Below are 26,421 nucleotides of genomic sequence, written 5' to 3' on the forward strand. Positions count from 1 at the left end.
GCATAGGCTGGAAAGTTTAACGCGCCGTTCTGAAGCTTTCGATTGTGTTTAAAATTATTGCAATCATAGCGTGAATTCCAGCTATAGCCCGCCGGAAATTAACCTTTTGTTTCCTATGCCTGTTTAGCGTGGCTTAACGAATGGCCGACCGCCGCTGCCAAGCGGCCCAGAGTAAAGCTCAACGACATGGTCGACAGGGAAAACCGTGAGGACTGGAAGCGCGAGCGCTCCTTGCTGGCGCTTGGCCAGGCCGTGCGCGGCGAGGATGAAGCCTCGCTGGTGTCGATAGGAGACCCCTCATGGCGCGAGGATGCCGCCACGCGCCACCGGCTGGCCCGTTCCCGGCGCGAGACGCGGGCAAATCCGGCGGCCGCTGCCCCCGAACATAACCGTCCTGGCGAAGAGCATGTCGCGAACGAAGCCGGCGGCGGCTGGCGCCCGCGACATGAGGACGCCGTTGCTGATTTGCCGCCAGTCGCGTCGCGCGCAAGAGTGGACAATGCGGATCGTTCCAGCGGCGAACGGCCTCGTGATGCATCAGGCTCCGGCCCCGCGACCCAAGCGGGCGCATCCTCCGGCGATGGCGGGGACGACCAGCAATGGAAGCCGCTGATCGATCCGATGCTGGTCGTTCGCGGTGTTGCCAGGTCGAAGCTGCTGATCGTTGCGACCACGATACTGGGCGCCGGGCTCGGCATTGCCATCGCCCTGTCCATGCCGAAGAAATACGAAGCCACGACCGAACTGATCATCGAGCCCGGCGACTTGAAGCTCTCCGACCGTGATCTCACCCAACCGGTGGGGCAGCCCGATGCCGCGTTGGCGGTCGTCGAAACCCGGATCAAGATGCTAACGTCGGGCACCGTTCTCGACCAGGTGGTCAAGAACCTCAATCTCGTCAACGATCCGGAGTTCAATGGCCAGGGTTCGGGCGGTCTCGGCGTCGTGTCGCTTATCCGCTCGATCGTGTCACGCAACGATGGGCCGGGCGGCGTCGACGAGGTTCGCCGCCAGGCGCTGGCTGTCGGCAATCTGGCCAAGAGCCTGTCGGTCGAACGCACCGGGAAGACCTTTGTCATCTCCGTCAGCGCCGTAACCCAGAATGGCGAGAAGTCGGCCCTCATCGCCAATACGACGAGGACCGTTTTCCAGCAAGAGGCGGCCAAATACCAGTCCGACATGGCTGGACGCGCGACGAACGAATTGACCTCCAAGCTCGATGATCTGCGCAAGGGCGTCGAGGCGGCCGAACGCAAGGTCGAGGATTTCAGGGCCACGCACGGTCTCGTCGACGCGCAAGGCCATCTGATCAGCGACGATCAGATGCTGAAGCTCAACGAGCAGCTCTCCGTTGCCCGCGCCCGCACGCTGGAACTCAATGCCCGGGCGGCGTCGGCGCGTTCAGTGGACGTCAATTCCGTTCTGACCGGCACCTTGCCGGAGGAGATCAACTCCAACACCATGAGCGATCTGCGCTCGCAATATGCGACGCTGAAGCAGGAGGCCGATCGCGCCGCGGTCAGGCTGGGGCCGCGCCATCCCGAACTCCAGGCTCTCGATGCCCAGATTGCCGGCGCGCGTGAGCGCATCGCGGGGGAATTGCGCCGCATTGCCTCTTCGCTGCAGGTCGACCTGAAGCGCGCGGTCCAACTCGAGCAAGACCTCGCTTCCCGACTGGCTCAGGCCAAGGTCCAAAGCGGCGACGTCAACAGCGACCTGGTCGCCCTGCGCGAACTGGAGCGTGAGGCCACCGCCAAGCGTTCCGTCTACGAACAATATCTTTTGCGCGCCAAGGAGACCGGTGAACAGACCGGCATCAACACGACCAACATCAACGTGATCACCTCCGCTCAAGCCCCACTTGAGCCAAATGGACCCTCGCGGGCCTTGGTGGCACTGGCCGGCCTGCTGCTTGGCTTTGGCGCCGGTATCGGTCTCGGCGCCTTGCGCGGGACCTATGACAGCCTGCGCGAAACGGCAAGCTCGCGCTCACGCCGCGAGCGCAAGCTGGGTGAGCGCAAGGCGGATGCGCGCAACGAAAGTGAAAGCAGGGCGCCTCTCGTGGAGCAGTCATTCCGGCCGGAGCCTCCGCCCGCGCCAGCAATGCCGGCAGCGCCGGTGCCGCCGCCGCCCCCCGCCCCGCCGCCGGTCGCGCGGGCCGAGGCAGCGCCCGCCGAAGGCTCCGGCAGGATCGGCACGCTCATGGCGAGACTGCGCAAGACCGTGTCCCGCAAGCCGTCGACCGAAGCCGACGACGACATGTCCAGCGAGTTCGCCGCCTTTGCCGACAACGGACGGTTGGCCAACGCGCCGATATTCCCAGCCTATCCGGAGTCCGGTTTCGCGCCTCGGCAGGCGCAGGCGGCCGGCCCGGACTATTCGCGGTCATCTTCCCAGCCAGGCCCCGATGCCGGCTACGGGCGGCAGATGGCCTCGCCGTCGCCCCTTTTGCCGCAACAGGGGCTGTATCCAGCTCCGCCCTTGTCCTCTCCCTATGCGCAGCCGCTGGGCTATCCCCCGGCGCAGCCATGGTCGCAGGCGGGCCACCCCTACATGGCGGGCCCTTATGCGGCGCCGATGCCGTACCCGCCACAGCCCGCTCCTACGCAGCCATCGGCCCATACAACCGCCCCGCATACGAGGCCGGACCAGGCCGAGGAGGGTGGCGAGCAATCATCGGTCGACGAGATCCGCGCCAGCCTGCGCGAATTCCGCGAAGCGGTCCGCGAACTCACCGAGAGCCGCACCCGTCGCCGCTACTTCTGAGCCACCACATACGCTGCGGAGGCCGAACAAAACCGTGCCGGTTTCGCGTAAACGGCATGGGACGGCGCTTTGGCGGGATTGCGAGCTTGAATTTTCGTGACAATGCCGCGCTGCAGAGTGCCACCGCCGCATTGTGTTGTCGGAAGCGGCGTTGGGCGAAACGATGTTGAGGGTTGGTTCATGGCCGAAGTGATTGACGGAAAGAGCGTTGCCGAAGACGTGGTGCGAACGGTCAAGACCTTGACCGCCGAGCTGGTCGCCAAGGGCAATGCCAAGCCCGGCTTGGCCGTGGTCATCGTCGGCGAGGATCCGGCGAGCCAGGTCTATGTCGCTTCCAAATCCCGCACCGCCAAGGAGTGCGGCTTTCATTCGCTTCAGCACACGCTGCCGGCCGAGACGTCCGAAGCGGCACTGCTCGAGCTCATCGCCGCGCTCAACGCCGACCCTGAAATCAACGGTATCCTGGTCCAGCTTCCGCTGCCCGCCCATGTCGATGCCGGCAAGATCATCCAGGCTATCGCGCCGCAGAAAGATGTCGACGGCTTTCATTTCATCAATGTCGGCAAGCTCGGCACCGGTGAACTCGACACGGCCTTCGTTCCCTGCACGCCCGCCGGCTCGATGCTTTTGATCGAGCGCGTGCGCGGCAAGGACCTGTCCGGCCTCAACGCCGTCGTCGTCGGCCGCTCCAACATCGTTGGCAAACCGATGGCCAATCTGCTGCTTGCCGCCAATTGCACCGTCACCATCGCCCACAGCCGCACCAGGGACCTGCCGGCGCTTGCCCGCACCGCCGACATCCTCGTCGCCGCCGTCGGCAGGCCCGAGATGGTCAAGGGCGATTGGGTGAAGCCCGGCGCCACCGTCATCGACGTCGGCATCAACCGCATTCCCGCACCCGAGAAGGGCGAGGGCAAGTCGCGCCTGGTCGGCGACGTCGCCTATGCCGAGGCGGCAAAGGTGGCGGGTGCCATCACCCCGGTGCCTGGCGGTGTCGGGCCGATGACCATTGCCATGCTGATGGCCAATACGTTAGCTTCGGCCTACCTTGCGGCCGGATTGAAGCGGCCCTCCTTCTGAGCCCGGGTTGACCCTGAAAGCCGCAGCTTTGCCGAACCCCACCATTTCCCCGGAACGGCCGGTCACGAGTGATCCCGTTCAGGGCGGACGGCAGTTCGCCTTCCTGCTGGTCGACAAGTTTTCCATGTTCTCGCTGGCCGCGGCGATCGACACGTTCCGGTCGGCGAACCGCCTGCTTGGCCGCGATTTCTATGGCTGGACGACGGTGTCGGCCGATGGTGACCCGGTGATGGCTTCCAACGGCCTGCCGCTCAAGATCGACTATGCCGTCGCCGACCTGCCGCCGGTCGACATCCTCTTCGTCTCGGTCGGCCTGACGACGGAATTTCCGGGCAAGAGCAAGGTTCTGGCGGCCTTGCGCAGCTGGGGCCGGCGCGGCAACGCGCTCGGCGCGCTGTCGGTCGGATCCTACCTCTTGGCCGAGGCCGGCCAGCTCGAAGGCTATCGCTGCACCATCCATTGGGAAAACCGCGCCGGCTTCGTCGAGCGCTTTCCCGACATCAACTGCACCGGCAATGTCTTCGAGATCGACCGCAAGCGCTACACCTGCGCCGGCGGCACCACGTCGATCGACCTGATGCTGGAGATCGTGCGCGGCGATTTCGGTTCCAACCTCGCCAATGGCGTCGCCAACCAGTTCCAGCACGAGCGCATCCGCTCCGCGGGAGACCGCCAGCGCGTCGGTCCGGAGCGCGACCTGACCGGCAAGTCGGAGAAGCTCAGGCGCATCGTCGAACTGATGGCCGACCATCTCGACGAGCCGCTGTCGGCGGTACAGCTCGCCAAGTCGGCGGGCCTTTCGGTGCGCCAGGTGGAGCGGCTGTTCCTGCGCCATCTCAACGTCACGCCCGGCCGCTACTATATGCGCCTGCGGCTGGAGCGGGCGCGCGAATTGCTGCGCCAGACCAACATGCCGATCCTCGACGTGGCGATCGCGACCGGCTTCACCTCGCATTCCTATTTTGCCCAGAGCTATCGACTGCAGTTTGGCCGCCCGCCCTCGGAAGAACGCCGCACCACATACTGAGTGATTTGCTGGATCGGGCATGCCGGCGCCATGCCTGCGGGCTTGTGTCCCGACGCCACGTCAAATAGCTTTCACGTGCCGACGAGGGGGCTAACTCAGGAGATTTCGATGGCGGGACTTGCACGGAGCGTCGCTGCGGCGATCCTCCTTTTGTCGATGACGACATTCGGCTTTGCCGCCAACAAGGTCATCATCATCCTCGACGCGTCGGGATCGATGTGGGCGCAGATCGACGGCAAGCCCAAGCTGGAAATCGCCCGTGAATCGCTGAGGACCGTGCTCCAGTCGGTTCCCGGCGACGACGAGATCGGCTTCATGGCCTACGGCCATCGCGAAAAGGGCAGCTGTGACGACATCCAGCTCATCGTGCCGCCCCAGGCTGGCTCGGCAAGTGCCATCTCGGCGGCCGCCGACAGCCTGAAATTCCTTGGCAAGACGCCGTTGACGGCGGCCGTCAAGCAGGCGGCCGAAGCGCTGAAATACACCGAGGACAAGGCGACCGTCGTCCTCATCACGGATGGGCTCGAGACCTGTGGTGGCGACCCCTGTGCGCTGGGCAAGGAACTCAAGGCATCCGGCGTCGACTTCACCGCCGACGTCGTCGGCTTCGGCCTGACCGCCGATGAAGGCAAGCAGATCTCGTGCCTCGCCGAAAACACCGGCGGCAAGTACATCCAGGCCTCAGACGAGAAGGCGCTGCAGGCAGCGCTGGTCGAGACCGTCGCGGCGCCGGCGCCAGCCCCTGCGCCAGCCCCAGAACCGGCGCCCGCGCCTGTGCCGAAAGCAGCCGAGGTCGACTACAATCTCATCCCGCAAGCGTTCTTGAAGGAGGGCGGCGAGGCGCCGAAATCCGACGTCTACTATGAAGTCTTCAAGGACGACGCCAAGGGTGTCGGTGGAGACAATGTCAACTACGGCTATAGTGGCATCAAGTTCCACGTTCCCGCTGGCAACTACATCGTCGTCGCCAGCAGCGGCGGCGCGAAGGTCGAGCAGAAGGTTTCGCTGACGGCCGACAAGGCAACGGAGCTGTCGCTCAACCTCAACGCGGCGGAGATATCCATTCATGCGCGCCCGGCGCCCGGCGCCGAGGTCGACCGCAACGCGCAGATCAGCATCGCCTATCCCGGCGGGACGTCGGACGCCAACTACGGCGAAGTCAAATTCGTCGTGCCGGTCGGCGAGACCAAGATCACCGTGAAGCTTGGGGCCGGCGAGGCGAGCGAGACGATGCAGCTTGTTGCCGGCCAGATCGTCGACAAGGACATTATCGTCGGCGTTGGCAAGGCCAAGGCCAACGCCTTCTACGCCCAGGGCGGGGAAAAGGCGGAAACGGACGTTTCCTGGAAGGTGTACAAGGCGGCCAAGAAGCTCGACGGCAGCCGTGACCAGGTCACCTACGCCTACGGCGCCGACAGCCAGTTCGACCTGCCGCCGGGTGACTACGTGATGGGCGTCGACGTGCAGGCCGTGTCCACCGAGCAGCCTTTCAGCGTGACGGTCGGACAGATGACCGATGTCAACGTGACGCTGAACGCGGGCGTCCTGGCCGTCGACGCGCCAGGCGCGGAAGGCTTCAAGATCTATGAGGCGAAGAAGAACATCCAGGGCGAGCGCAAGCAGGTGACCTACGGCTATGGGGACAAGATGCAGACCACGCTGGCGGCGGGCGACTATGTGCTGGTGACCAACTTCACCACCGACAAGGCCGACAAGGAAACGCCCTTCACGATAAAGGCCGGCGAGCGGAACGAGCTGAAGGTCGAGTAATATTGAGCTGAGACGCCGAAAAGGGCGGCCCCGAACCGCCCTTTTTCATGCCGGACAGAATGCGTCAGGCGGTGCCGAAGGCGCTGGCGCCGTGGTCGGCTCGGCCCACCAGCTGCCGCAAGCCCGCGAAAAGCTCGCGGCCGAAGCCGAACTCATTGCCGATGAGGTCGGCATCCGCGGTACGGCGCAGCGCGAACTCGGTTCCTGGCACCAGCACCTCCAGCGTGCCGGCATCGGCATCGAGGCGGATGACGTCGCCGTCATGAATCCGCGCGATCGGTCCTTCCTCGACCGCTTCCGGCGTCACATGGATCGCCGCCGGCACCTTGCCGGAGGCGCCCGACATGCGCCCGTCCGTGACCAGCGCCACGCGCTGGCCGCGGTCCTGCAGAATGCCGAGCACGGTGGTCAGCTTGTGCAATTCCGGCATGCCGTTGGCCTTCGGTCCCTGGAAGCGGATGACGGCGATGAAGTCGCCGGTCAGCGTGCCCGCCTTGAACGCATCGTTCAGGCCCTGCTGGCTGTCGAATACCTTGGCCGGCGCCTCGATGATGCGTCGCTCCGGCTTGACGGCGGAGGTCTTGATGACCGCGTGGCCAAGATTGCCTGACAGCACCTTGAGGCCGCCAGTCGGCTGGAATGCCTTGTTGAACGGCGCCAGCACCTTTTCGTCGCCACTGGTGCGCGGCGAGGCCTCGCGCACCACGCTGCCGTCGGCGCCGAGCTTTGCCTCGACCGCATAGGGCCGCAAGCCTTCGCCCCACACCGTCTGCACGTCCTCATGCAGGACGCCTTCGTCGAGCAGTTCGCGGATCAAGAAGCCGAGCCCGCCCGCGGCGTGGAAATGGTTCACGTCGGCAAGCCCGTTCGGATAGACGCGCGCCAGCAGCGGCACGGCTTCCGAGAGATCGGAAATATCCTGCCAGGTCAGCGTGATACCGGCCGCCGCCGCCATGGCGATCAGGTGGATGGTGTGGTTGGTCGAGCCGCCGGTGGCATGCAGGCCGACGACGCCGTTGACGAACGAACGTTCGTCGATCATCCGCCCGACCGGCGTATAGGCATTGCCGAGCGCGGTGATCGCCAGCGCCCGCTTCGTCGCTTCGCGGGTCAAGGCGTCGCGCAATGGCGTGCCTGGATTGACGAAGGACGCGCCCGGCGTGTGCAGGCCCATGATTTCCATCAGCATCTGGTTGGAGTTCGCCGTCCCGTAGAAGGTGCAGGTGCCGGGCCCATGATACGACTTGGACTCGGCTTCCAGGAGTTCGGCCCGTCCTGCCTTGCCCTCGGCATAGAGCTGGCGGACCTTGGCCTTCTCATCATTGGGCAGGCCTGTCGTCATCGGCCCAGCCGGAACGAAAATCGCCGGCAGATGACCGAAGGTGAGCGCGGCGATCGCCAGCCCCGGCACAATCTTGTCGCAGACGCCGAGATAGACGGCGGCGTCGAACATGTTGTGCGACAGGCCGATCGCGGCCGCCATGGCGATGACGTCGCGAGAGAACAGCGACAGCTCCATGCCGGGCTGGCCTTGCGTCACGCCATCGCACATCGCCGGCACGCCGCCGGCGACCTGGGCGAGGCCGCCCGCCTCGCGCGCGGCCTCCTTGATCAGGGCCGGGTAGGTCTCGAAGGGCTGATGCGCCGACAGCATGTCGTTGTAGGAGGTGATGATGCCGAGATTGGGCACCTTGTCGGCGCCGAGCGCCAGCTTTTCCGAGGGGCTGCAGACCGCAAAGCCGTGAGCAAGGTTGCCGCAGGACAGCACCGACCGGTTGGCGGTCTGGTTCGACGCTTCGGCGATACGGCCGAGGTAGCGCTCGCGGCCCGCTTTGGAGCGCTGGCGGATCCGCTCGGTGATGGCTTCGATATCGCGTCTTGCGGTCATGGCATCAGGTCCTTTCAGGCGAGGTCCCGGAAACATCCTCCCGCAATTGCCGGGACCACTTGTAAACTCGAAATCAGGGCGCCCAGAAAACCTCCACGGGCCTGGGCGATGCGTCGAGCACGGCGCGGATAGGCTTGCGCGGTCCGGGCGCGACGGCGTTGTCGAAGGCGGTGCGCTTGTCTTCACCCTCTATGTGCAAGGCGAGGAAACCCGCATCGATGATGCGGGCGAGCGTCAGGGTCAGGCGAGGCTCTCCGGCGCTAGCCGCATGGACGGGCAGGATGATCCTGTCGGAGGCCGGGTCGAGCAGCTTCGGCAGACCGTCGGCATCGGGAAAGAACGAGGCGGTGTGGCCGTCAGGCCCCATGCCGAGGATCACGACATCGAGCGGCCAGGGCAGGGATCGCAGTGCCGCATCGTCGGATGCCGCGGCATCCTCGATGCCGGTGGCTTCGTGGTAGAGCGGAACGAAACGGGCGGCCTTCGCTGCGTTCTGCAATAGGTTTGCGGCAACCAGCCCGGCATTGGATCGCGGCGAGGCGGCCGGCACGAAACGTTCGTCGACCAGCGTCACGATGACCTTGTCCCAGGCAATCGGCGTCGTCGACAGCGCGGCGAAAAATTTCGCCGGCGTCGTGCCGCCGGAGACAGCCAGCAACGCCGTGCCGCGCCGGTCGATCGCGCTCGTTAGGCAATCGGCCACCTTTGCAGCCAGCGCCGAGGCCAGTTGCGGCCGGTCGGGGAAGGCATTCCAGTTATAGCTGGCGCTGTTCAATTGCTCTCGTGCCATGTCCGCCCGTCACGTTCGATCAGCGCTATCGAGGCCGACGGGCCCCATGTGCCTGCCGTATAACCCTGTGCTTCCTGCTTGGCGCCTTCCCAGGCATTCTGGATCGGATCGATCCATTTCCACGCCGCCTCCACTTCGTCGCGGCGCATGAACAGCGTCTGGTTGCCCCGGATGACATCCATGATCAGCCGTTCATAGGCGTCGGGCGCGCGGCCGTCGAAAGACTGCGCGAAGCTCATGTCGAGCGAGATCTGGCGCAGCCGCATGCCGCCCGGGCCTGGATCCTTGATCATGATGAACTGCTTGACGCCTTCATCAGGTTGCAGCCGGATGACCAGCTGGTTGGCGAAGATCGGCCCGGCGCCGCTGTCGCCGAAGATCGAATGCGGAATCGGCTTGAACTCGATGACGATTTCCGAAACCCGAGTCGCCAGCCGCTTTCCGGTCCTGAGGTAAAACGGAACGCCAGCCCAGCGCCAAGTGCCGATCTCGGCCTTGATGGCGACGAAGGTCTCGGTGTTGCTGTCCTTGCCGAGTTCCTCGACATAGCCCTTCACCGGTCCGCCGGCCGACGCTCCGGCGCGGTATTGGCCGCGCACGGTGTGCTTCGGCGCCTCGTTGCCGTTGATGCGCTTCAGCGCCCGCAGCACTTTCAGCTTCTCGTCGCGCACGGCGTCGGCGTCCATCGACGACGGCGCCTCCATGGCGACGAGGCAAAGCAGCTGCAGCATGTGGTTCTGCACCATGTCGCGCAGCGCGCCGGCCTTGTCGTAATAGGTGACGCGATCTTCCAGGCCCACCGTTTCGGCGACGGTGATCTGCACGTGGTCGATATGGGCGGAGTTCCACAGCGGCTCGTACAGTGCATTGGCAAAGCGCAGCGCCATCAGGTTCTGCACCGTCTCCTTGCCGAGATAATGGTCGATGCGGAAGATCTGGCTTTCGTGGAAGTCGTCGCCGACAAGGTCGTTGAGCGCCTGCGCCGAGGCTAGGTCGCGGCCGATCGGCTTCTCCAGCACGATGCGCGAATTCGGCGTGATCAGATTGTGCTCTTTGAGCTTGTGCGAGATGTCGCCGAACAGCGCCGGCGCCACGGCCAGGTAGAAGGCGCGGATGCTGTCGCTTTCGCCGATCACCTTCTTCAGCTTGTCGAAACCCGCGCCGCTCGTCGCATCGGCCGAGACGTAGGAAAGCCGGGCGAGGAAGGTCTTCAACTCCTTGGCGTCGATGTCGGCCGGTTTGACATGCTCCGAGATCGCCTGCTTGGCGAAGGCCTGGAATTCCTCGTCGCTCATTTTCGAGCGCGACGTGCCGATGATGCGCGTCGGCTCGGAGAATTGATGGTCACGCTGGCGGTAGTAGAGCGACGGCAGGAGCTTGCGTTCCGACAGGTCGCCGGTGCCACCGAAGATGATGAAGTCGAAAGGGTCGACGGGGATGATCTGGCTGGTCATGGTCTGTCCGCTTTGACGCCGGTCGCGAGTACGCGGCTGATATATTCTAATCGATTTAAATTTTCCAGTGCCATGGTGTCACATCGAGCACCAATCGCTGGATATTGATTGGGTCCCACATGTGCGCTTGACACTGGCGCCAGCCGGAGGCTTGTCGGTGAACGAGGACTCCGGAAGCTTTCGCACCTGCAGCATAGAACGTGAATGTGACGAAAGCTAAGGGAGAATCGGCGCTGCATCTGTCGCGGCACCGGCTGGGCCTTCAGCCCTCTCGTGCGAGCCGCGCGATGAACCCAAGGAGCGGTAAACGTATGCGTCTTGAGAACAAGGTTGCCGTCATCACCGGTGCGGCATCGGGCTTTGGCGAAGGCATGGCCAAGCGCTTCGCGCAAGAAGGTGCCAAGGTTGTTGTCGCCGATCTCAATGCCAAGGGGGCGGAACGCGTCGCCGGCGAAATCGGCGATGCGGCGATCTGGACACAGACCGATGTTTCGCTGCGCTCCGAGTTCGACGAGATGATCTATGCGGCCAAAACCGCCTTCGGCCGCATCGACATCATGGTCAACAATGCCGGCTTCACCCATCGCAATGGCGACATGCTCAAGGTCGACGAGGAAACCTTCGATCTGATCACGTCGGTCAACATGAAGGCGATCTACCATGCCGCGCTTGCCGTCGTACCGATCATGGAGCGGCAGGGCGGCGGCGTCATCCTGACCACGGCGTCCACCGCGGGCCTGCGGCCTCGGCCCGGCCTCACCTGGTACAATGCCTCGAAGGGCTGGGCCATTACCGCCACCAAGTCGATGGCGGTGGAACTCGCGCCGAAGAACATTCGCGTCAACTGTCTGTGCCCGGTCGCCGGAGAAACCGGCATGCTGGAGAAATTCATGGGCGCCGACACGCCTCAGATTCGCGAGGCATTTCGTGCCTCGATCCCGCTCGGGCGGCTGTCGACGCCGCTCGACATCGCCAACGCCGCACTCTGGCTGGCCTCTGACGAGGCCGCCTTCATCACCGGGGTAGCGCTGGAGGTCGATGGCGGACGCTGCGTTTGAAGCGCATCGGCCGCACCGACAGCGTTTCTGACCGGGTTTGACATAGGGTTCCCATGGCCTAGTGTTCAAAGGGTCAAGGGGGTGATGGCCTGATGGGCGCGGGATTGGGTAAGCTACGCGAAGGACTGCGGCGTCGCACCAGGGTTTATAGAGCCAGGCGCGCCCGGGCAAATAGCAAGGCGACCTTCATCGGCGTCACCGGCAGTTCGGGAAAATCTACGGTGACGGCGCTGCTCGGGCACATATTGGCCGCCCATCGGCCGACCTATGCGCGTTTCCTCGCCAACACCATGCAGTCGTTGGTCGGCACGCTCTACAAACGCATGCGGCAAGCCGGCGAGGTCGACTATGTTGTTTTCGAAGCTGGGGCTTTTGGCGTCGATACGATCCGGCCGATGGCGCAGATGCTGCAGCCACATGTGGCGGTCGTCACCATGGTTCGCCTCGAGCATGTAGCCAGTTTCAGGACCCTGGAAAACGTCGCTGTCGAAAAACGTGCCTTGGTCGAGGCGCTGCGGCCGGATGGCCTCGCGGTCCTCAATGCCGACGACCCCCATGTGGCCGACATGGCTGCCGGCGCCAGGTGCCGTGTCGTTACTTTCGGCATTGCCGCAGGAGCCGACTATCGTGTGACCGATATTCATGCCGCTTATCCCGATCGGCTGGCGCTGTCGATCGATTGGCGCGGAGGCCGGCTCCAACTCGAAACGCCATTTCCCGCCGAACATTTCTGGCTGCCGACCACCGCCGCCGTCGCGACGGCGCTGGAACTCGGCGTTCCCTGGGATAAGGTTGCCGCCCAGGTGGTGACTTTCCAGCCATTGGCAAATCGCTGCGCCGTGATTGTCACCGATGGCGGTCCACAATTCATCGTCGATGCCGCCAAGGCGCCCTGGCACTCCATCAACCTCGCCCTGGAAATGATGACCAAGGCCACCGCCGTTCGAAAGCGCATCGTCCTTGGCCAGATTTCGGACTATGTCGGCTCGACCAGGAAATACGACCAGGCCTATCGAACCGCGCGGGAAATCGCGGATCAGGTCATCTATACCGGCGACAATGCACATCGCTCGCGGGCGAGCCAGGCTGATCGCGATGGCGGCCGGTTTGTCGAGCTTCGCACGCCGAAGGACGTCTCGGACCATATCAAGCGAACGGCGGTGCCGGGCGAATTGATCCTCATCAAAAGCTCTTCAAACCTTCACCTGGAGCGCATCGCGCTCGCCTGGAAGCATGAGGTCAAATGCTGGGTTCCTGTCTGCGGCAAGCGGGAGGGCTGCGATACTTGCGGTCTGTACGAAGTGCCCTTTGAGCAACATCGCGACCACGTCAGGCAACGCAGGCGCGACAGAAGATGGCAGCGGCTGCGGCGGGTGTTCGGTGGCCGGTCGTCATAAGCCCGCCTCGGCGCACCCTGGCGCGGAGGCCCGCTACGCGCCGGTCTTGATGTAGCTCTTGTAGATCCAGCCGGTCTTGCCGTTGTAGACGATCTGGCACCACTGCTTGCAACTCATCACCTGCACCGAGGTTCTGGCCGGCACCGTGCCGATGGCGGCCGCATTCTTCTTCGGCCCGCTCCGCATGGTCACTGCCCGCAGGACACGCCCGTTGCCGGCCGCCCCCACTTTGCGTGGTTTTGCCTTGGCCTGGCCATCGTCATCCTGGCTGGCCGCCGGCTGCTCATCCGGCGCTTGCGGCTGTACAGCCGGGATAGCTGCGGTCTGCGCGCCATCGGGTTTGCCGCCATTCGCCGCCGCCTGGGGGGCGGCAACCTTGGCAAGTTCGGACTCGGCATCGCTGTTTGCCGACGGTTGTGCGAATGCGGCCGCGGTCGCCGGCTTGCCCTGGGCCTGCTCTGCCTGGGGCGTCCCCTGGTCGGGCGAAGCCGATGCGGCTTTCGCCTGTGAGCCGGTCCAGCGAGGATCATTGGCCGCGAGTGCCGGAATGGCGGCCTGGGCGGCAGCCATGGTCGGTGAAACCTGGCTGGGCTTGTGCTCCACCAGCGGTGTCACGGCGGCAACCGCCACCGTGGTGCTAGAGGTGGAAACTTTCGTCGTCTTCACCGGAATCGTCGGAATGCTTTGCTCCGGATTGGCGGCTGCCTGCCTCTCGCTGGCTGGCAATGCCAGCCACAGCGCCACCGCGGCAACGCCAAGCAAGGCGGCGGTGCCGACCGCGGCAATGACCAGATGCGAGTTCGAACGCACGCCCTGCCAAAATGACGGGCGCATGTCATAGCCGAACTGCATGGCAAAGCGCCGACGTTCCGGAGCACCGAAACTGAAGGGCTCTATCACTTTTGCCACCTCCATGAGCGGGCCGGTGTTCTTTCGATCAAATGTCGCAAATCATGCGTTCGATCGGCACCGGTCCCAAAACGCGGGCAGGCCCGCAACAATCCCCGAACAATTCGCCCAGATGCGGACCCTTCGCCCGCGATTGTGGCATCAGTACGCCATAACCGGGGATTCTGCGCCTTTGGCGGCAATTCCGCAATGCGTCCCCCGGGCAACAAATGTTACATGGATATTACAATATTACAGGAGATCGTGATCGCATGGGATACCGGCAATCCGGGCCAGACTGAAGCATGTCGCGTATAAACGGACCAAGGCAACGCGTTTTAGGGTCTTTGTGTTGATGCATGTCGTCTCTCACTTTTGGGAGACACGCATCAGATCCTGTCCCTGAGCGCAAACCAGTTGAGCGCCAGGAAAAGCAGCGGCGCGCGGAAACGGCGGCCGCCAGGAAAGGGCGGAATTTTCAGGTCCTCGATCAGTTTCAGCCGGTCGCGGTTGCCGGTGACGGTTTCGGCATAGAGCTTGCCGAAGAAGTTCGACAGCATGACGCCGTGACCGGAATAGCCGCCGGCCGAGATCACATTGGGCATCACTTCACGCACGAACGGCTTCCTCGGCACCGTGATGCCGACATAACCGCCCCAGCCATGGGTGATCTCGACATCGCTCAGCGCCGGATAGAGTTCCGCGATCTGGCGGCGAATGTGGATGTGGATATCCTTGGGATCGTTGACGCCATAGACCTCGCGTCCGCCGAACAACAGCCGGCCATCCCTGGATTTGCGGAAATAGCGCACGACGAAGCGGGAATCGTCGACCGATTCGCCCCCCGGCAACACGTTCGAATCCGATCCCAGCGGCACTGTCGCGCCGATGAAGGATCCGATCGGCATGATGTGCGCGGCACTCACCGGCTCGAGCGTGCCGCCATAGGCGTTGACCGCGATCAGGCATTTTTGCGCCGAGATCGTCCCTCGTGGGGTGGAAACCCTGACCTTGCCGCCGGCGGAAATGATGCCGGTCGATGGCGTTCCTTCGAACAAATGCGCGCCCGCCTGTGCCGCCACCCGCGCCGTGCCGATCACCAGTTTCATCGGATGGATGTGGCCGGTGCCAATGTCGCGCGTGCCGCCGAAATAGGCGCTCGAGCCCAGCCGCTCGGCCGTCTCCGCCTTGTCCATGAAAGAAAGATGCGGGTAGGAGAAGCGGTTGGCCATGATCTCGGCATGCGCTTTGTAGTCGTCGACATAGCGCGGCTTGTGCGCGACCGAGAGCTGACCCGGTGCGTAGTCGATGTCGATCTGGTTGGTGGCGGCGAATTCGAGCAGATGTGCCTTCGCCTCCTCGGCAAGATCGAACAGCGCCTTGGCGCGATAGAGGCCGTATTCGGCTTCCAAATCCTCCGCCCAGGCGCGCTGTCCGGTACCAAGCTGGCCGCCATTGCGCCCGGAAGCACCGTCGCCGAAGCGATGCGCCTCGATCAGCACCACGGCCGCTCCAGCCTTGGCCAAATGAACCGCTGCCGACAGACCGGTAAACCCGCCGCCGATGATAACGACGTCGCAGGTCCGATCGCCATCGAGCGCCGAGTACTCAGGCCTTGCCCCGGCCGTATCCTCATACCAGGAACGGCCGGGAGAGATGGGTGATTGATAAGTCATGATACTCATAGGGGAGTAGGGGAGTAGGGGAGTAGGGGAGTAGGGGAGTAGGGACAGCTAGTCGGCTGCAAGCTTACGGATTAGGAGTCGAAGGAGCTTTCCTACACTTTCGGTACTTGCCAACAAGGAGGTCGCCGTCGTTCGCGGCGCGATACCGACACGCTCGGCGATGAGAAGCTGAGTCTCCAGTTCTTTTAATGAGCCTTGAGCAATCCGGAGAAATTGCTGATAGGAACCTCGCACCTCTCTCCCATAGCCTTCAGCTATGTTAGCCGGAACCGAGGTTGCGGCTCGCAGCACTTGGCTGGTCAGTCCGTAAAGCTCCTCCTTGGGCCAGGATCTAGTCGCGCCGTAAACCGCCACCGCAAGATCCATTGCTTGTTGCCAGACTACCAGATCCTTGTAGGAGCCCGTTCTCTCCGTCATTTTTCCCCTACTCCCCTACTCCCCTATACATTCAGCAACAAATATTCCCGCTCCCACGGGCTGATCACTTCCATGAAGGTCTCGAACTCCGCCCGTTTGATCGCCGCGTAGGTGGCGGCGAAGGACTTGCCCAGCAGCGCGCAGAGTTCCTCGTCGCCCTCGAACAGGTCGACGGCTTCGAGCAGGCCGCGCGGCAGGTCGATCTCGTCCGCGTTGGCGGTCGTCAGCACCGGCGGCTCGGCCTTGACCTTTTTGGTGATGCCGATCAGCCCGCAGGCGAGCGAGGCCGCCACGGCCAGATAGGGATTGGCGTCGGAGGACGGGATGCGGTTTTCGACGCGCCGCGCCGCGGGGTCGGAACGCGGCACTCGGAACGCCGTGGTGCGGTTGTCGTAGCCCCATTTGTTGTTGACGGGGGCAGACGCCGCCTGCGTCAGCCGCCGGTAGGAGTTGACGTAGGGCGCGAACATCACCAGCGCGTTCGGCACGTGCTTTTGCATGCCGCCGATGAAATGGAAGAAATCCTCGGTCTCCGAACCGTCCTCGGCCGAAAAGATGTTCCTGCCCGTCTTCTTGTCGACGATCGACTGGTGGATATGCATGGCCGAACCCGGCTGGCCCTGGATCGGCTTGGCCATGAAGGTGGCGTAAATCTCATGCTTGAGCGCGGCTTCACGAATGGTGCGCTTGAACATGAACACCTGGTCGGCGAGCTCGATCGGGTCGCCATGGCGCAGATTGATCTCGAGCTGGCCGGCGCCTTCTTCGTGGATCAGCGTGTCGATCTCCAGCCCCTGGCTTTCGGAGAAATGGTAGATGTCGTCGATCAGTTCGTCGAACTCATTGACGCCGGCGATCGAATAGCCGGCGCCGCCGCCGATAGCGCGTCCCGAGCGCCCAACGGGGGGGGTCAACGGATAGTCCGGATCCGGATTCTTGCGCACGAGGTAGAACTCGATCTCGGGCGCCACCACCGGCTTCAGCCCAAGCTTGTCGTAGGCGGCAACGACGCGCTTTAGCACATTGCGGGGCGTGAACTCGACCGAGCGGCCGTCCTGATGGACGAGGTCGCAGATGACGGCAGCCGTCGGGTCTTCTTCCCACGGCACCACCGTCAGCGTCGAAAGGTCCGGCATCAGCTTGAGGTCGCCGTCGTCTTCGGGATAGTGGAAGCCGTTGCCGTCTTCGGGATAGCCGCCCGAGATCGTCGTCATGAAGACGGCCGAGGGCAGCGCCAGTGAGGTGTTGGAGGTGAATTTCTTCGACGGCATCATCTTGCCGCGCGCCACGCCGGCCTGATCAGGTGTGATGCATTCGATATCCTCGATGCCGCGCCATTCCAGCCAATCGCTGACTTCCTTCCAGTTCTTCACACCACGCAGGTTTTTCACGAAGGCAGGCGTGCGCGCCCGTCCTCCGCGGCTCGACGGACGGACTTCCTTTTTTGCAGGCGGCATCATTCACCAGATTGGGTTGCGGATTTCGGAGTATAGCCGTGCCGCGCGATGGAAGGGAAGGGGAGCCGCCGTCGGGTAGGGGGTCAGTTTGAAATCGGTGGCGGACCCGCCCCGTCTCGACCGGGGGCCTCCAGCACATATGACTGGCGCTCTTCCCCTGAGCTACGGGCCGCCAACCGGGATATATCAGACTGTCCGCTTTTTGTAAGGCCGCGCACCAGAGGCTTTTCGGCTTCCTTCGCTTCGATCAGCGCAACGATGTCGCTGATCTTCCAAAGCTTGTCTGTCACGCCAGCGGCCATCGCCGGGGTCGGAATTTCAAACTGACCCACTACTCGCCGCCGGCAATTGCCGGTGCAGGTTGAAAACCGCCTGCCGGTCGGCTTAGGTTCGATGTCCTTCCGCACTCGAGAAGCCGGCGATGCGAACCAGCAGCGAACTGACCACGATCGGCTTCGATGCCGACGACACACTTTGGCAGAACGAACAGTTCTTCCGCATGACGGAAAAGCGTTTTGCCGCCATGCTGGCCGATCATGGCGAGGAGGCGCAGATCTCGGCGCGACTGCTGGAGGCCGAACGGCGCAACCTTGCGATCTATGGCTTCGGCATCAAGGGGTTTACGCTCTCGATGATCGAAACCGCGATCGAGGTCACCGAAGGGCGCGTGCCGGCCTCGGTCATATCAGGGATTCTCGATGCCGGCCGCGAGATGCTGGGCCACCCGATCGAGCCCCTGCCGCATGCGCGCGAGACGGTCGAGAAACTCGCCGGCACTTTCCGCCTCGTACTGATCACCAAGGGCGATCTGTTCGATCAGGAACGCAAGCTGGCCGGGTCCGGCCTGGGTGACCTGTTCGACGCGGTCGAGATCGTCAGCGACAAGACTGCCGCGACCTATGCGCGCCTCTTCAGCCGCCATGGCGATGGTCCGGCAAGCAGCATGATGGTCGGCAATTCGCTGAAGTCGGACGTGGTCCCCGCCATCGAGGCCGGCGGCTGGGGCGTCCATGTGCCGCACGAACTGACCTGGGTGCTCGAACATGTCGAGGCGCCGGTCGCCGAGCCGCGTTTTCGCCAGATACCGCATCTCGGCCAATTGCCTGACCTGATTGAGAGCATCGCGAAGCCGGGCTGATCGCCACTTCCATTATTTGCTTTCATGGATAATTTCGGAGAGAAAATCGTTGCACGACTTTCCCGGAATTGCCTCAGCGGCTGATCAGGCGATCGATCACCGGTTGCAGCCGTTCGGGCGTGATCGGCTTGGCCACCACCGCATCGATGACATTGGACAAGCCAAGGCTCTCCGGCGTGCCGTTCTTGGTTGAAAGCAGGATCACGGGAGGAAGCGATTTGCCCGAAGCCCGGCGCAATGTTTCGATGCCGGAAATCAGATTGTCGCAGTCCTTGTTGTCGGGGCCGCCATCGAGCACAATCGCGCCAGGCACCAGCGTCCGCAAGGTTTTCGCCGCTATGTCAGGCGGTTCCGAGATTGGCCTGAGTCCGGACCGCTCGACAATCTTCGATACCACCACCCGGTTGACCGGCGATTTCCCGACAACCAGCACCCGCGAGGGATCGCGGATCGTCTCGATGCTTGAATCCCGGGTCCCCAGATTCACGTGCTTTGCGGTCTCGCCCTCGCTCTTCACTGGGCACCCAAGTCGGCCAAGAAGTTCGCCCCTATTTCAATGCAGAGTTGAATCCGGCGGACAATTGGCGTGAGATCGGACCCCATGTCAAGGCGAAATAAAAGACGCTCGCGGGCGTCTTCCACAACAGTGGATTCAAGCAACAGTACTGTACTGCTCTGTCCATGGCTCCGGTGCGTAAAAATAAAATTCACCTGCGCATACATTGCGCAGGTGAAAGGACCGCGTGGACGATTTCCGGTCAGCCATGGCTCTGCTGGGTGACGATTACCGGGATCAGCAGATCGCCCCAATTGCCGTCACCGCCATGATGCCTTGCCGAGCGGACCAGTTCCACCGAGACGCCCGCCTCGACCGCCTTCATCACCGACTGGTTCAGCCTGTGCAGATCGTTGGCCAACATGCGGATCGTCGCCTGCTGGTCGACGCTCATCGTGGTCGATTGCTCTTCCGCCCGTTCCTTGACACGGCTTATCGATGCCATTGGTCTTCTCCTATGTCCTTGCCCTCAAGGGGCGTTCCTCTGTTGGTCGTCTTCTTTGCGGACTCACTCCGCTGCTGGCTTGAACTGCGCGTGCTCGGTCGATTCATGCATGGCGGTGGTCGACGATTTGCCGCCGGTGATCGCCATCGAGACGGCGTCGAAATAGCCGGTGCCGACCTCACGCTGGTGCTTGGTCGCGGTATAGCCATTGGCTTCCGCCGCGAATTCCGCTTCCTGCAACTCGGAATAGGCCGCCATCTGCCGCGCCTTGTAGCCGCGGGCGAGTTCGAACATGCCGTAGTTGAGCTGGTGGAAACCGGCCAGCGTAATGAACTGGAACTTGTAGCCCATGGCGCCCAGTTCCCGTTGGAATTTGGCGATCGTTGCGTCGTCGAGGTTCTTCTTCCAGTTGAACGATGGCGAGCAATTATAGGCGAGCAGCTTGCCCGGATGGTGCCGGCGCACGCCCTCGGCGAATTTCTTGGCCTGCGCCAGGTCGGGCTTGGATGTCTCGCACCAGATCAGGTCGGCGTGGGGCGCATAGGCAATGGCCCGCGCGATGCAGGGCTCGATGCCGTTCCTGACCTGGTAGAAGCCTTCCACAGTACGTCCGGCATCGTAGTCGACGAAGGGCTGGTCGCGCTCATCGATGTCGGAGGTCAGCAGCTTTGCCGCTTCCGCGTCGGTGCGCGCCACGACCAGTGTGGGCGTACCCATCACGTCGGCCGCGAGCCGCGCCGCGTTGAGATTGCGGATATGTGCGGCGGTCGGGATCAGCACCTTGCCGCCGAGATGGCCGCACTTCTTCTCCGACGCCAGCTGGTCCTCATAGTGGACGCCGGCGGCACCCGCCTCGATAAACGCCTTCATGATCTCGAAGGCATTGAGCGGACCACCGAAGCCGGCTTCGGCGTCGGCGACGATCGGCGCGAACCAGGTCTCGACCGAAAGCCCATTGCCTTCGGAGGTCTCGATCTGGTCGGCGCGCTGCAGCGTGCGGTTGATGCGCTTGACCAGTTCGGGCGCCGCATTAGCTGGATAGAGCGATTGGTCCGGATACATAGCCGAGGCGGTGTTGGCGTCGGCGGCAACCTGCCAGCCCGACAGGTAGATCGCCTTCAGCCCGGCACGCACCTGCTGCATCGCCTGGTTGCCGGACATGGCGCCCAATGCGTTGACGAAGTCCTCCTCGTGGATGAGTTTCCACAGCCGGTTGGCCCCCATTTCGGCAAGGCTCTGCCTGATCTGCACCGAACCGCGCAGCCGCTTCACGTCTTCCGGCGAATAGGGGCGTTCGATGCCGTCGAAGCGACCTTCAGGCGCCGAGGGGACGAGGTTGTAAAAATCAGTCATTTCTCACTCCGATGGGTTCTTTACGATGTCCGCACGCCAAATTGTCGGGGCGCTTCTATGTGACGGAATTTACATTGCGGCGCGAAATGAACCAGAAAAATCAGGGAAAACGCGGGAAGATAAGGGAAAATCTGTGTTGTGTTTGACAGGCAACGGCGGTAAATTTGTAACTGTTGTCAAAATCAGTGGTCGAAACGGGGGCGCTCGAAGCTGTAAATCGTGTCAAGGAACACCGATGGCTGATCAGAAGATTTTCGCCGGGCCGCGTATTCGCCGCATCCGCAACGCCAAGGGCCTGACCCAGACGGCGATGGCCGAGGGGCTCGGCATCTCGCCGTCCTACCTCAACCTGATCGAGCGCAACCAGCGGCCGTTGACGGTGCAGCTGATCTTGAAACTGGCCTCCGTCTACAAGGTCGATCCGCATGAGCTCCAGGGCGAGGCAAGGGGTTCGGTCGCCGCCTTGAAGGAGGTGTTTACCGATCCGTTGCTGGTCGGCGAACTGCCGGGAGACCAGGAACTGATCGAGCTTGCCGAGGCAGCGCCCAATGCGTCGGCCGCCGTGATAAAACTGTTCCGCGCCTATCGCGAGCAGGCCGAGCGGCTGTCCGACCTCAACGAGCTTCTGGCGCGCGAGGGACGCGCCACCGCGCTTTCCGGCGCCCGCCTGCCGGTTGACGAGGTGCACGAGATTTTCGAGCGGCGGCCGAACCATTTTTCCTCGCTCGAGGAAGAGGCCGAGGCATTCACCTCGCTGCTCGAACCCGGCGATGACCTGCTCGGCGCCTTGAAAGCCTGGCTGAAGCGCGAATACGGCATCGTGGTCAAGGTTCTGCCGGTCGCCACCATGCCGAACTGGCGCCGGCGCTACGACCGCCACTCGCAGCGCCTGTTCCTGTCGGAGCGCCTGTCGCCGTTCGACCAGTTGCGCGAAGTGGCGATGGAAGCCTGCCTGATCCGCATGACGGTCGCTGTCGCTGGCGAGATCCAGGCGCTGCGGTTGGCCACTGACGAAGCGCGCCGCCTTGCCCGCTTCGAACTCGGCCGTTATGCCGCTCATGCGCTGATGATGCCCTATCAGCCCTTTCACGCGGCGGCCGTTCGCTCACGCTACGACATCGACGTCCTGCGCTCGCGCTTTGGCGTTTCCTTCGAACAGGCGGCAAACCGGCTGACCATGCTGCAACGGCAAGGTGCCGCCGGCGTGCCCTTCTTCATGCTGGAGGTCGACAATGCCGGAAACCGCTTCCGCAAGGCCGGCAGCCAGGGCTTTCCGCAAAGCCGGTTTGGCGGCGGCTGTCCCAAGCTTCCCGTGCACGTCGCCTTTACCCAGCCCGGCCAGATCTTCGTCGAGGCCGTGGAAATGCCCGACGGCGCCGAGTTCCTGTGCATCGCCCGAACGCTGGAGGGGCCGCAGGGCGCATTCGCCGAGCGCCCGCGCCGCACCGCGCTGCTGCTTGGCTGCGACATCGGCTTTCGCGACGACATCGTCTATGGCGCGGCCCTGCCCGGCACGGCAATCGGCGCAAAGGTAGGGGCGGGCATCACGGCGACGCCAGTCGGCCCCGCATGCCGGCTTTGCGAGCGTGTCGGCTGCCTGGCGCGCGCCGAGCCGCCGGTGACGCGCCCCCTCGGCCTCGACGAGATGGTCACCGGCCTGAGTGCCTTCGACTTTCAATAAGGTCGCCGCCGGTGGCGGGCAGGGGTGGTCAGCTTCTTCTTTGGTTACGTAAACAACAAGCCGCCACGTCAAACATTGCGAACAAGAATATTGATTGAGCATTGGCAGTAAGATATCAAACCTCTGGCTGCGGATCGGTGGGGGTATTGATGGGCAGGACGGTTCTTTGGGTTGGTCTGGGCCTTGCTCTGGCGATCTCGCCTGCATTTGCAGAAAAATCCTCGGGGTTCTTCAACTCCTATGAAGGATACAATGATGCCGGAAAGGCATTCTTGGATAAGATTGATCCAAAGACAGGCGCGGTCGACCTTGCCGAAGGTGTGCATCTCAATCTCGGAGATAAGTTCTATTTTCTGAGCAAGAAAGATACGCTCTCGGTCCTGACCGAGGCTTGGGGCAATCCACCCACTTCGGCTTCCGATGCCGTCGGCATGATCTTTCCAGCCAAATACGATCCCCTCGCCGACGGGAATTGGGGGATAGAATTGCGGTGGGAAAAGATAGGCTATGTCGATGATGGTGATGCCGCATCCATCGATTATGGCGACCTGCTGCGCAGCATGCAGGCGGACACCCTGTCGGGCAATGACCAAAGGGTGAAGGACGGCTTTCCGCCCATTACGCTGATTGGTTGGGCATCACCGCCAGTCTATGATGCGGCAAACAAGCGTTTGCACTGGGCCAAGGAATTGCAATTCGGAAACGATAGCGTTCACACGCTCAACTACGACGTCCGTTTTCTCGGCAGGGAAGGCGTCTTTGTAATGAGCTACATCGCAACGGTGGAGCAGTTGCCGGAGATAAGGCAGAGCCTGGATGAAGTCCTTGGCCTCGCAGTCTTCAATGACGGAAAAAAGTACACGGATTTCATACCTGGCGCCGACACGGTTGCAGCAGTCGGCATTGGCGGCCTGATAGCCGGAAAACTGGCGGCAAAGGCAGGTCTTATCGCCGTGGCGCTGATTGCGCTGAAAAAATTTGGCCTGATCCTGCTGATCCCCTTGGCGGGTCTCTGGCGCCTCATTCGCGGTAAGAAGAGCACTTCGTAAGGTTGCCAGAGCCTTACAGTGCGCCAAACGGAGCACCGCACTGGATCATCCCCGGTCAGCGTCTTTGCGTTACGCGAACGAAGCATATTTTTGTCGTCCCTTGCGCATCGTCCCGTCCACAAAAGCCCGACAGTCGCGCCCATGACAGACACAGCATCATCGCCGGGCCTTGTAGCGTCAACCACCTCGGCGCGCGAGGAACGCGTCGGCATGCTGCTGGTCTTCCTGTCGGCGCTGATGTGGAGTTTCGGCGGCACCATCGCCCGCTTCGTCAGCGTTGGTGACAGCTGGACCGTTATCTTCTGGCGCTCCGTCTGGGCCGCCGTCTTCCTGCTCTGCTTCATGGCCTGGCGCGACGGCTGGCGCGGCATGGTGAAGTCATTCCGGGACATGGGCCTGCCAGGCATCGCGGTAGGATCCTGCTTCGCCATTGCGTCGACCTCGTTCGTCGTGGCGCTTGCCTACACCACCGTCGCCAACATCCTCCTGATGCAGGCTGGCGTGCCGTTGCTGGCGGCCCTGTTTTCCTGGGCGCTGTTTCGCGAAAGAGTGACCGTCGCGACCTGGGTGGCGATCGCCGCCGTCATCGCCGGCGTCGCCATCATGGTGTCGGAATCGCTTGACGGCGCCGTCTCGCCCATAGGCGACGGACTGGCGCTGCTGATCGCGTTCATGTTCTCGATCGCCACCGTCATCACAAGGCGCTTCTCCAGCGTGCGCATGACGCCGGCGACTTGTCTGGGCACGATTTTGGCGGCGGGCTTCGCTGCCTCGCAGGTATCGACCTTCACGGTCTCGGCCGGCGACATGGGCTTTCTCTTCGTCTTCGGCGTGGTCAATCTCGGCCTTGGCCTTGCTTTCTTCGCCACCGGCGCGCGCCTGATCCCGGCGGCGATCGCCGCGCTGCTCGGCACGTTCGAGCCGATCCTGGGGCCGATATGGGTCTGGCTCATCCATTCCGAGGTGCCGTCCGCGCGCACCATCATCGGCGGCGCGGTGGTGGTCACGGCGCTGCTTGTCCATATTGGGCTCGAATTCAAGCGCCAGGCGCGGCCGCAGCGGGCTGGGGTCACCGGAGTGCCTTCGCCGAATTGATGACGGCGCCGAAGCTTTGCCCATTGACAATGTCGTTGCCGCCCGGGCAGGCTGGGAATACGGCAACAACAAGACAGGCGTATCTTGCCAAGTCTCCCCGGCGGCTCGATCGAGACCGGCCCACATTCTTGTATCTCTGTCCGCGCGGCGGCGAAAGCTTCTGACGGCACCGCAATTCCTTCCCGCCCGGGACGACTGGGTGGCCATGGGCGGCAGGCCGAATGGCGCTTGTCGGCCGCTGGGAAGCTCAATAGTTTGAAGCAAATGCCCGGCCGCGCGACGATGTCGCGACGCGCCGGCGATGGAACACTCACCAAAGGAGAATAGCATGATCCGCAAAGCGCTCTGGCTTTCGGCGACTTCGGTATTTCTGGCGCTTTTGACGCCCGCCGGTCACGCCGAGGACCGCGTCGTCAACGTCTTCAACTGGTCGGACTATATCGACAGTTCGATCATCGATGATTTCACCAAGAAGACCGGCATCAAGGTCGTCTACGACACCTTCGATTCCAACGAAATCCTGGAAACCAAACTGCTCGCCGGCGGCAGCGGCTACGACGTCGTCGTGCCGAGCGGCAATTTCCTCGCCCGCCAGATTCAGGCCGGTGTGTTCCAGAAGCTCGACAAGTCGAAACTGCCGAACCTCTCCAACATGTGGGATACGGTTACGGAGCGCACCGCCAAATACGACCCCGGCAATGAATACTCGGTCAACTACATGTGGGGCACGGTCGGCATCGGCTACAACGTCAAGAAGGTGCAGGCAGCGCTCGGCACCGACAAGATCGACAGCTGGGATACCTTCTTCAATCCCGACAGCCTGGCCAAGTTGAAGGATTGCGGCGTCTATGTGCTGGATTCTCCCTCCGACATCCTGCCGGCGACGCTGAAATATCTCGGCCTGGACCCCAACAGCACCTCGCCCGACGATATCGCCAAGGCCGAGGCAGCCCTTCTCAAGATCCGTCCCTACATCCGCAAGTTCCACTCATCCGAATACATCAACGCACTCGCCAATGGTGACATCTGCCTGGCGATCGGCTGGTCGGGTGACGTGTTCCAGGCGCGCAACCGCGCGGTCGAGGCCAAGCAAGGCGTGGAGATCGGCTACTCCGTGCCCAAGGAAGGCGCCCAGATGTGGTTCGATCAGATGGCGATCCCGGCCGACGCGCCGCATGTCGCCGAGGCACTCGAATTCATCAACTACATGATGACCCCGGAAGTGATCGCCAAATCGTCGAACTATGTGCTCTACGCCAACGGCAACAAGGCCTCGCAGCAATTCGTCGACAAGGCGCTGCTGGACGACCCGTCGGTCTATCCGGATGCCGCGACCTTGGCGAAGCTCTACACCGTCCAGCCGTACGATCCCAAGACCCAGCGCATCGTCACCCGCAGCTGGACCAAGATCGTCACCGGCCAATAGG

At 63.0% G+C, this 26,421-nt stretch carries 22 protein-coding genes; 11 read left to right on the forward strand and 11 right to left on the reverse strand.

What is annotated here, in order from left to right; translation table 11 throughout:
- Positions 1 to 186: 186 nt before the first annotated feature.
- From LB569_RS02410 to LB569_RS02425, 4 genes are all read left to right on the forward strand, one after another.
- A complete protein-coding gene (locus tag LB569_RS02410; RefSeq protein ID WP_224690905.1) occupies positions 187 to 2,766 on the forward strand; it encodes a GNVR domain-containing protein in 2,580 nt (859 codons plus the stop codon).
- 180 nt (positions 2,767 to 2,946) lie between these two features.
- On the forward strand, positions 2,947 to 3,846 hold the full coding sequence (folD, locus tag LB569_RS02415; protein ID WP_224690906.1) for a bifunctional methylenetetrahydrofolate dehydrogenase/methenyltetrahydrofolate cyclohydrolase FolD: 900 nt from the start codon (positions 2,947 to 2,949) through the stop codon (positions 3,844 to 3,846).
- A gap of 28 nt (positions 3,847 to 3,874) precedes the next feature.
- A complete protein-coding gene (locus LB569_RS02420) occupies positions 3,875 to 4,873 on the forward strand; it encodes a GlxA family transcriptional regulator (protein ID WP_135920564.1) in 999 nt (332 codons plus the stop codon).
- A 108-nt stretch (positions 4,874 to 4,981) separates the two neighbouring features.
- Complete coding sequence (locus tag LB569_RS02425; RefSeq protein ID WP_224690907.1) at positions 4,982 to 6,643, forward strand: vWA domain-containing protein; 1,662 nt, start codon at positions 4,982 to 4,984, stop codon at positions 6,641 to 6,643.
- A gap of 64 nt (positions 6,644 to 6,707) precedes the next feature.
- Here LB569_RS02425 and edd read toward each other — a convergent pair whose 3' ends face one another.
- From edd to zwf, 3 genes are all read right to left on the reverse strand, one after another.
- Positions 6,708 to 8,531 carry a phosphogluconate dehydratase gene (gene edd / locus LB569_RS02430; RefSeq protein WP_224690908.1) on the reverse strand — a complete coding sequence of 608 codons (1,824 nt, stop codon included), beginning with the start codon at positions 8,529 to 8,531 and terminating at the stop codon, positions 6,708 to 6,710.
- Between the two features lie 73 nt (positions 8,532 to 8,604).
- A complete protein-coding gene (gene pgl, locus LB569_RS02435) occupies positions 8,605 to 9,321 on the reverse strand; it encodes a 6-phosphogluconolactonase (protein WP_224690909.1) in 717 nt (238 codons plus the stop codon).
- A complete protein-coding gene (zwf, locus tag LB569_RS02440; RefSeq protein WP_224690910.1) occupies positions 9,303 to 10,775 on the reverse strand; it encodes a glucose-6-phosphate dehydrogenase in 1,473 nt (490 codons plus the stop codon). Before zwf ends, pgl begins: the two co-directional genes overlap by 19 nt.
- Before the next feature lie 311 nt (positions 10,776 to 11,086).
- On the opposite strand from zwf, the gene LB569_RS02445 reads away from it, so the two are divergent.
- Together LB569_RS02445 and LB569_RS02450 are read left to right on the forward strand one after the other, a co-directional pair.
- Entirely contained in the window at positions 11,087 to 11,833 is a 747-nt protein-coding gene (locus LB569_RS02445; RefSeq protein ID WP_224690911.1) for an SDR family oxidoreductase, read from the forward strand.
- Positions 11,834 to 11,925: 92 nt separating this feature from the next.
- Positions 11,926 to 13,230, forward strand: a complete 1,305-nt coding sequence (locus LB569_RS02450) for a Mur ligase family protein (protein ID WP_224690912.1) — start codon at positions 11,926 to 11,928, stop codon at positions 13,228 to 13,230.
- 33 nt (positions 13,231 to 13,263) lie between these two features.
- On the opposite strand, the gene LB569_RS02455 is transcribed toward LB569_RS02450, so the two are convergent.
- The 5 genes from LB569_RS02455 to LB569_RS02475 all read right to left on the reverse strand — a co-directional run bounded on the left by LB569_RS02455 (position 13,264) and on the right by LB569_RS02475 (position 18,009).
- A complete protein-coding gene (locus tag LB569_RS02455; RefSeq protein ID WP_224690913.1) occupies positions 13,264 to 14,130 on the reverse strand; it encodes an SH3 domain-containing protein in 867 nt (288 codons plus the stop codon).
- A 377-nt stretch (positions 14,131 to 14,507) separates the two neighbouring features.
- Entirely contained in the window at positions 14,508 to 15,794 is a 1,287-nt protein-coding gene (locus LB569_RS02460) for an NAD(P)/FAD-dependent oxidoreductase (protein WP_224690914.1), read from the reverse strand.
- Positions 15,795 to 15,851: 57 nt separating this feature from the next.
- A complete protein-coding gene (locus tag LB569_RS02465; protein ID WP_224690915.1) occupies positions 15,852 to 16,220 on the reverse strand; it encodes a four helix bundle protein in 369 nt (122 codons plus the stop codon).
- 23 nt (positions 16,221 to 16,243) lie between these two features.
- Complete coding sequence (locus LB569_RS02470) at positions 16,244 to 17,680, reverse strand: glutamine synthetase family protein (protein ID WP_181173820.1); 1,437 nt, start codon at positions 17,678 to 17,680, stop codon at positions 16,244 to 16,246.
- A gap of 80 nt (positions 17,681 to 17,760) precedes the next feature.
- Entirely contained in the window at positions 17,761 to 18,009 is a 249-nt protein-coding gene (locus LB569_RS02475; RefSeq protein ID WP_224690916.1) for a hypothetical protein, read from the reverse strand.
- A gap of 89 nt (positions 18,010 to 18,098) precedes the next feature.
- Between LB569_RS02475 and LB569_RS02480 the strand changes: the two genes are divergently transcribed.
- Positions 18,099 to 18,815, forward strand: coding sequence for an HAD family hydrolase (locus LB569_RS02480; RefSeq protein WP_224690917.1), 717 nt, complete (start codon positions 18,099 to 18,101; stop codon positions 18,813 to 18,815).
- Between the two features lie 73 nt (positions 18,816 to 18,888).
- Here the strand turns inward: LB569_RS02480 and LB569_RS02485 are convergent, their stop codons facing one another.
- From LB569_RS02485 to aceA, 3 genes are all read right to left on the reverse strand, one after another.
- The gene (locus tag LB569_RS02485) at positions 18,889 to 19,302 is read right to left on the reverse strand and encodes a response regulator (RefSeq protein ID WP_224690918.1); all 414 of its coding nucleotides are present in this window, start codon (positions 19,300 to 19,302) and stop codon (positions 18,889 to 18,891) included.
- A 271-nt stretch (positions 19,303 to 19,573) separates the two neighbouring features.
- Positions 19,574 to 19,816 carry a hypothetical protein gene (locus LB569_RS02490; RefSeq protein WP_006202762.1) on the reverse strand — a complete coding sequence of 81 codons (243 nt, stop codon included), beginning with the start codon at positions 19,814 to 19,816 and terminating at the stop codon, positions 19,574 to 19,576.
- Positions 19,817 to 19,879: 63 nt separating this feature from the next.
- Positions 19,880 to 21,169 carry an isocitrate lyase gene (aceA, locus tag LB569_RS02495; RefSeq protein WP_224690919.1) on the reverse strand — a complete coding sequence of 430 codons (1,290 nt, stop codon included), beginning with the start codon at positions 21,167 to 21,169 and terminating at the stop codon, positions 19,880 to 19,882.
- Positions 21,170 to 21,404: 235 nt separating this feature from the next.
- Here aceA and LB569_RS02500 point away from each other — a divergent pair, with 235 nt between their 5' ends.
- The 4 genes from LB569_RS02500 to LB569_RS02515 all read left to right on the forward strand — a co-directional run bounded on the left by LB569_RS02500 (position 21,405) and on the right by LB569_RS02515 (position 26,420).
- Complete coding sequence (locus LB569_RS02500; RefSeq protein ID WP_224690920.1) at positions 21,405 to 22,850, forward strand: short-chain fatty acyl-CoA regulator family protein; 1,446 nt, start codon at positions 21,405 to 21,407, stop codon at positions 22,848 to 22,850.
- A 149-nt stretch (positions 22,851 to 22,999) separates the two neighbouring features.
- Positions 23,000 to 23,899: a DUF2167 domain-containing protein gene (locus tag LB569_RS02505; RefSeq protein ID WP_224690921.1), complete on the forward strand. Its 900-nt coding sequence runs from the start codon at positions 23,000 to 23,002 to the stop codon at positions 23,897 to 23,899.
- 141 nt (positions 23,900 to 24,040) lie between these two features.
- Positions 24,041 to 24,994 carry a DMT family transporter gene (locus LB569_RS02510; protein WP_224690922.1) on the forward strand — a complete coding sequence of 318 codons (954 nt, stop codon included), beginning with the start codon at positions 24,041 to 24,043 and terminating at the stop codon, positions 24,992 to 24,994.
- Positions 24,995 to 25,322: 328 nt separating this feature from the next.
- The gene (locus tag LB569_RS02515; protein ID WP_140709340.1) at positions 25,323 to 26,420 is read left to right on the forward strand and encodes a polyamine ABC transporter substrate-binding protein; all 1,098 of its coding nucleotides are present in this window, start codon (positions 25,323 to 25,325) and stop codon (positions 26,418 to 26,420) included.
- The last annotated feature ends 1 nt before the right edge of the window (position 26,421 follow it).

The sequence above is a fragment of the Mesorhizobium sp. BH1-1-4 genome (genome assembly GCF_020165665.1).
In the GTDB taxonomy this organism is placed as follows: domain Bacteria; phylum Pseudomonadota; class Alphaproteobacteria; order Rhizobiales; family Rhizobiaceae; genus Mesorhizobium.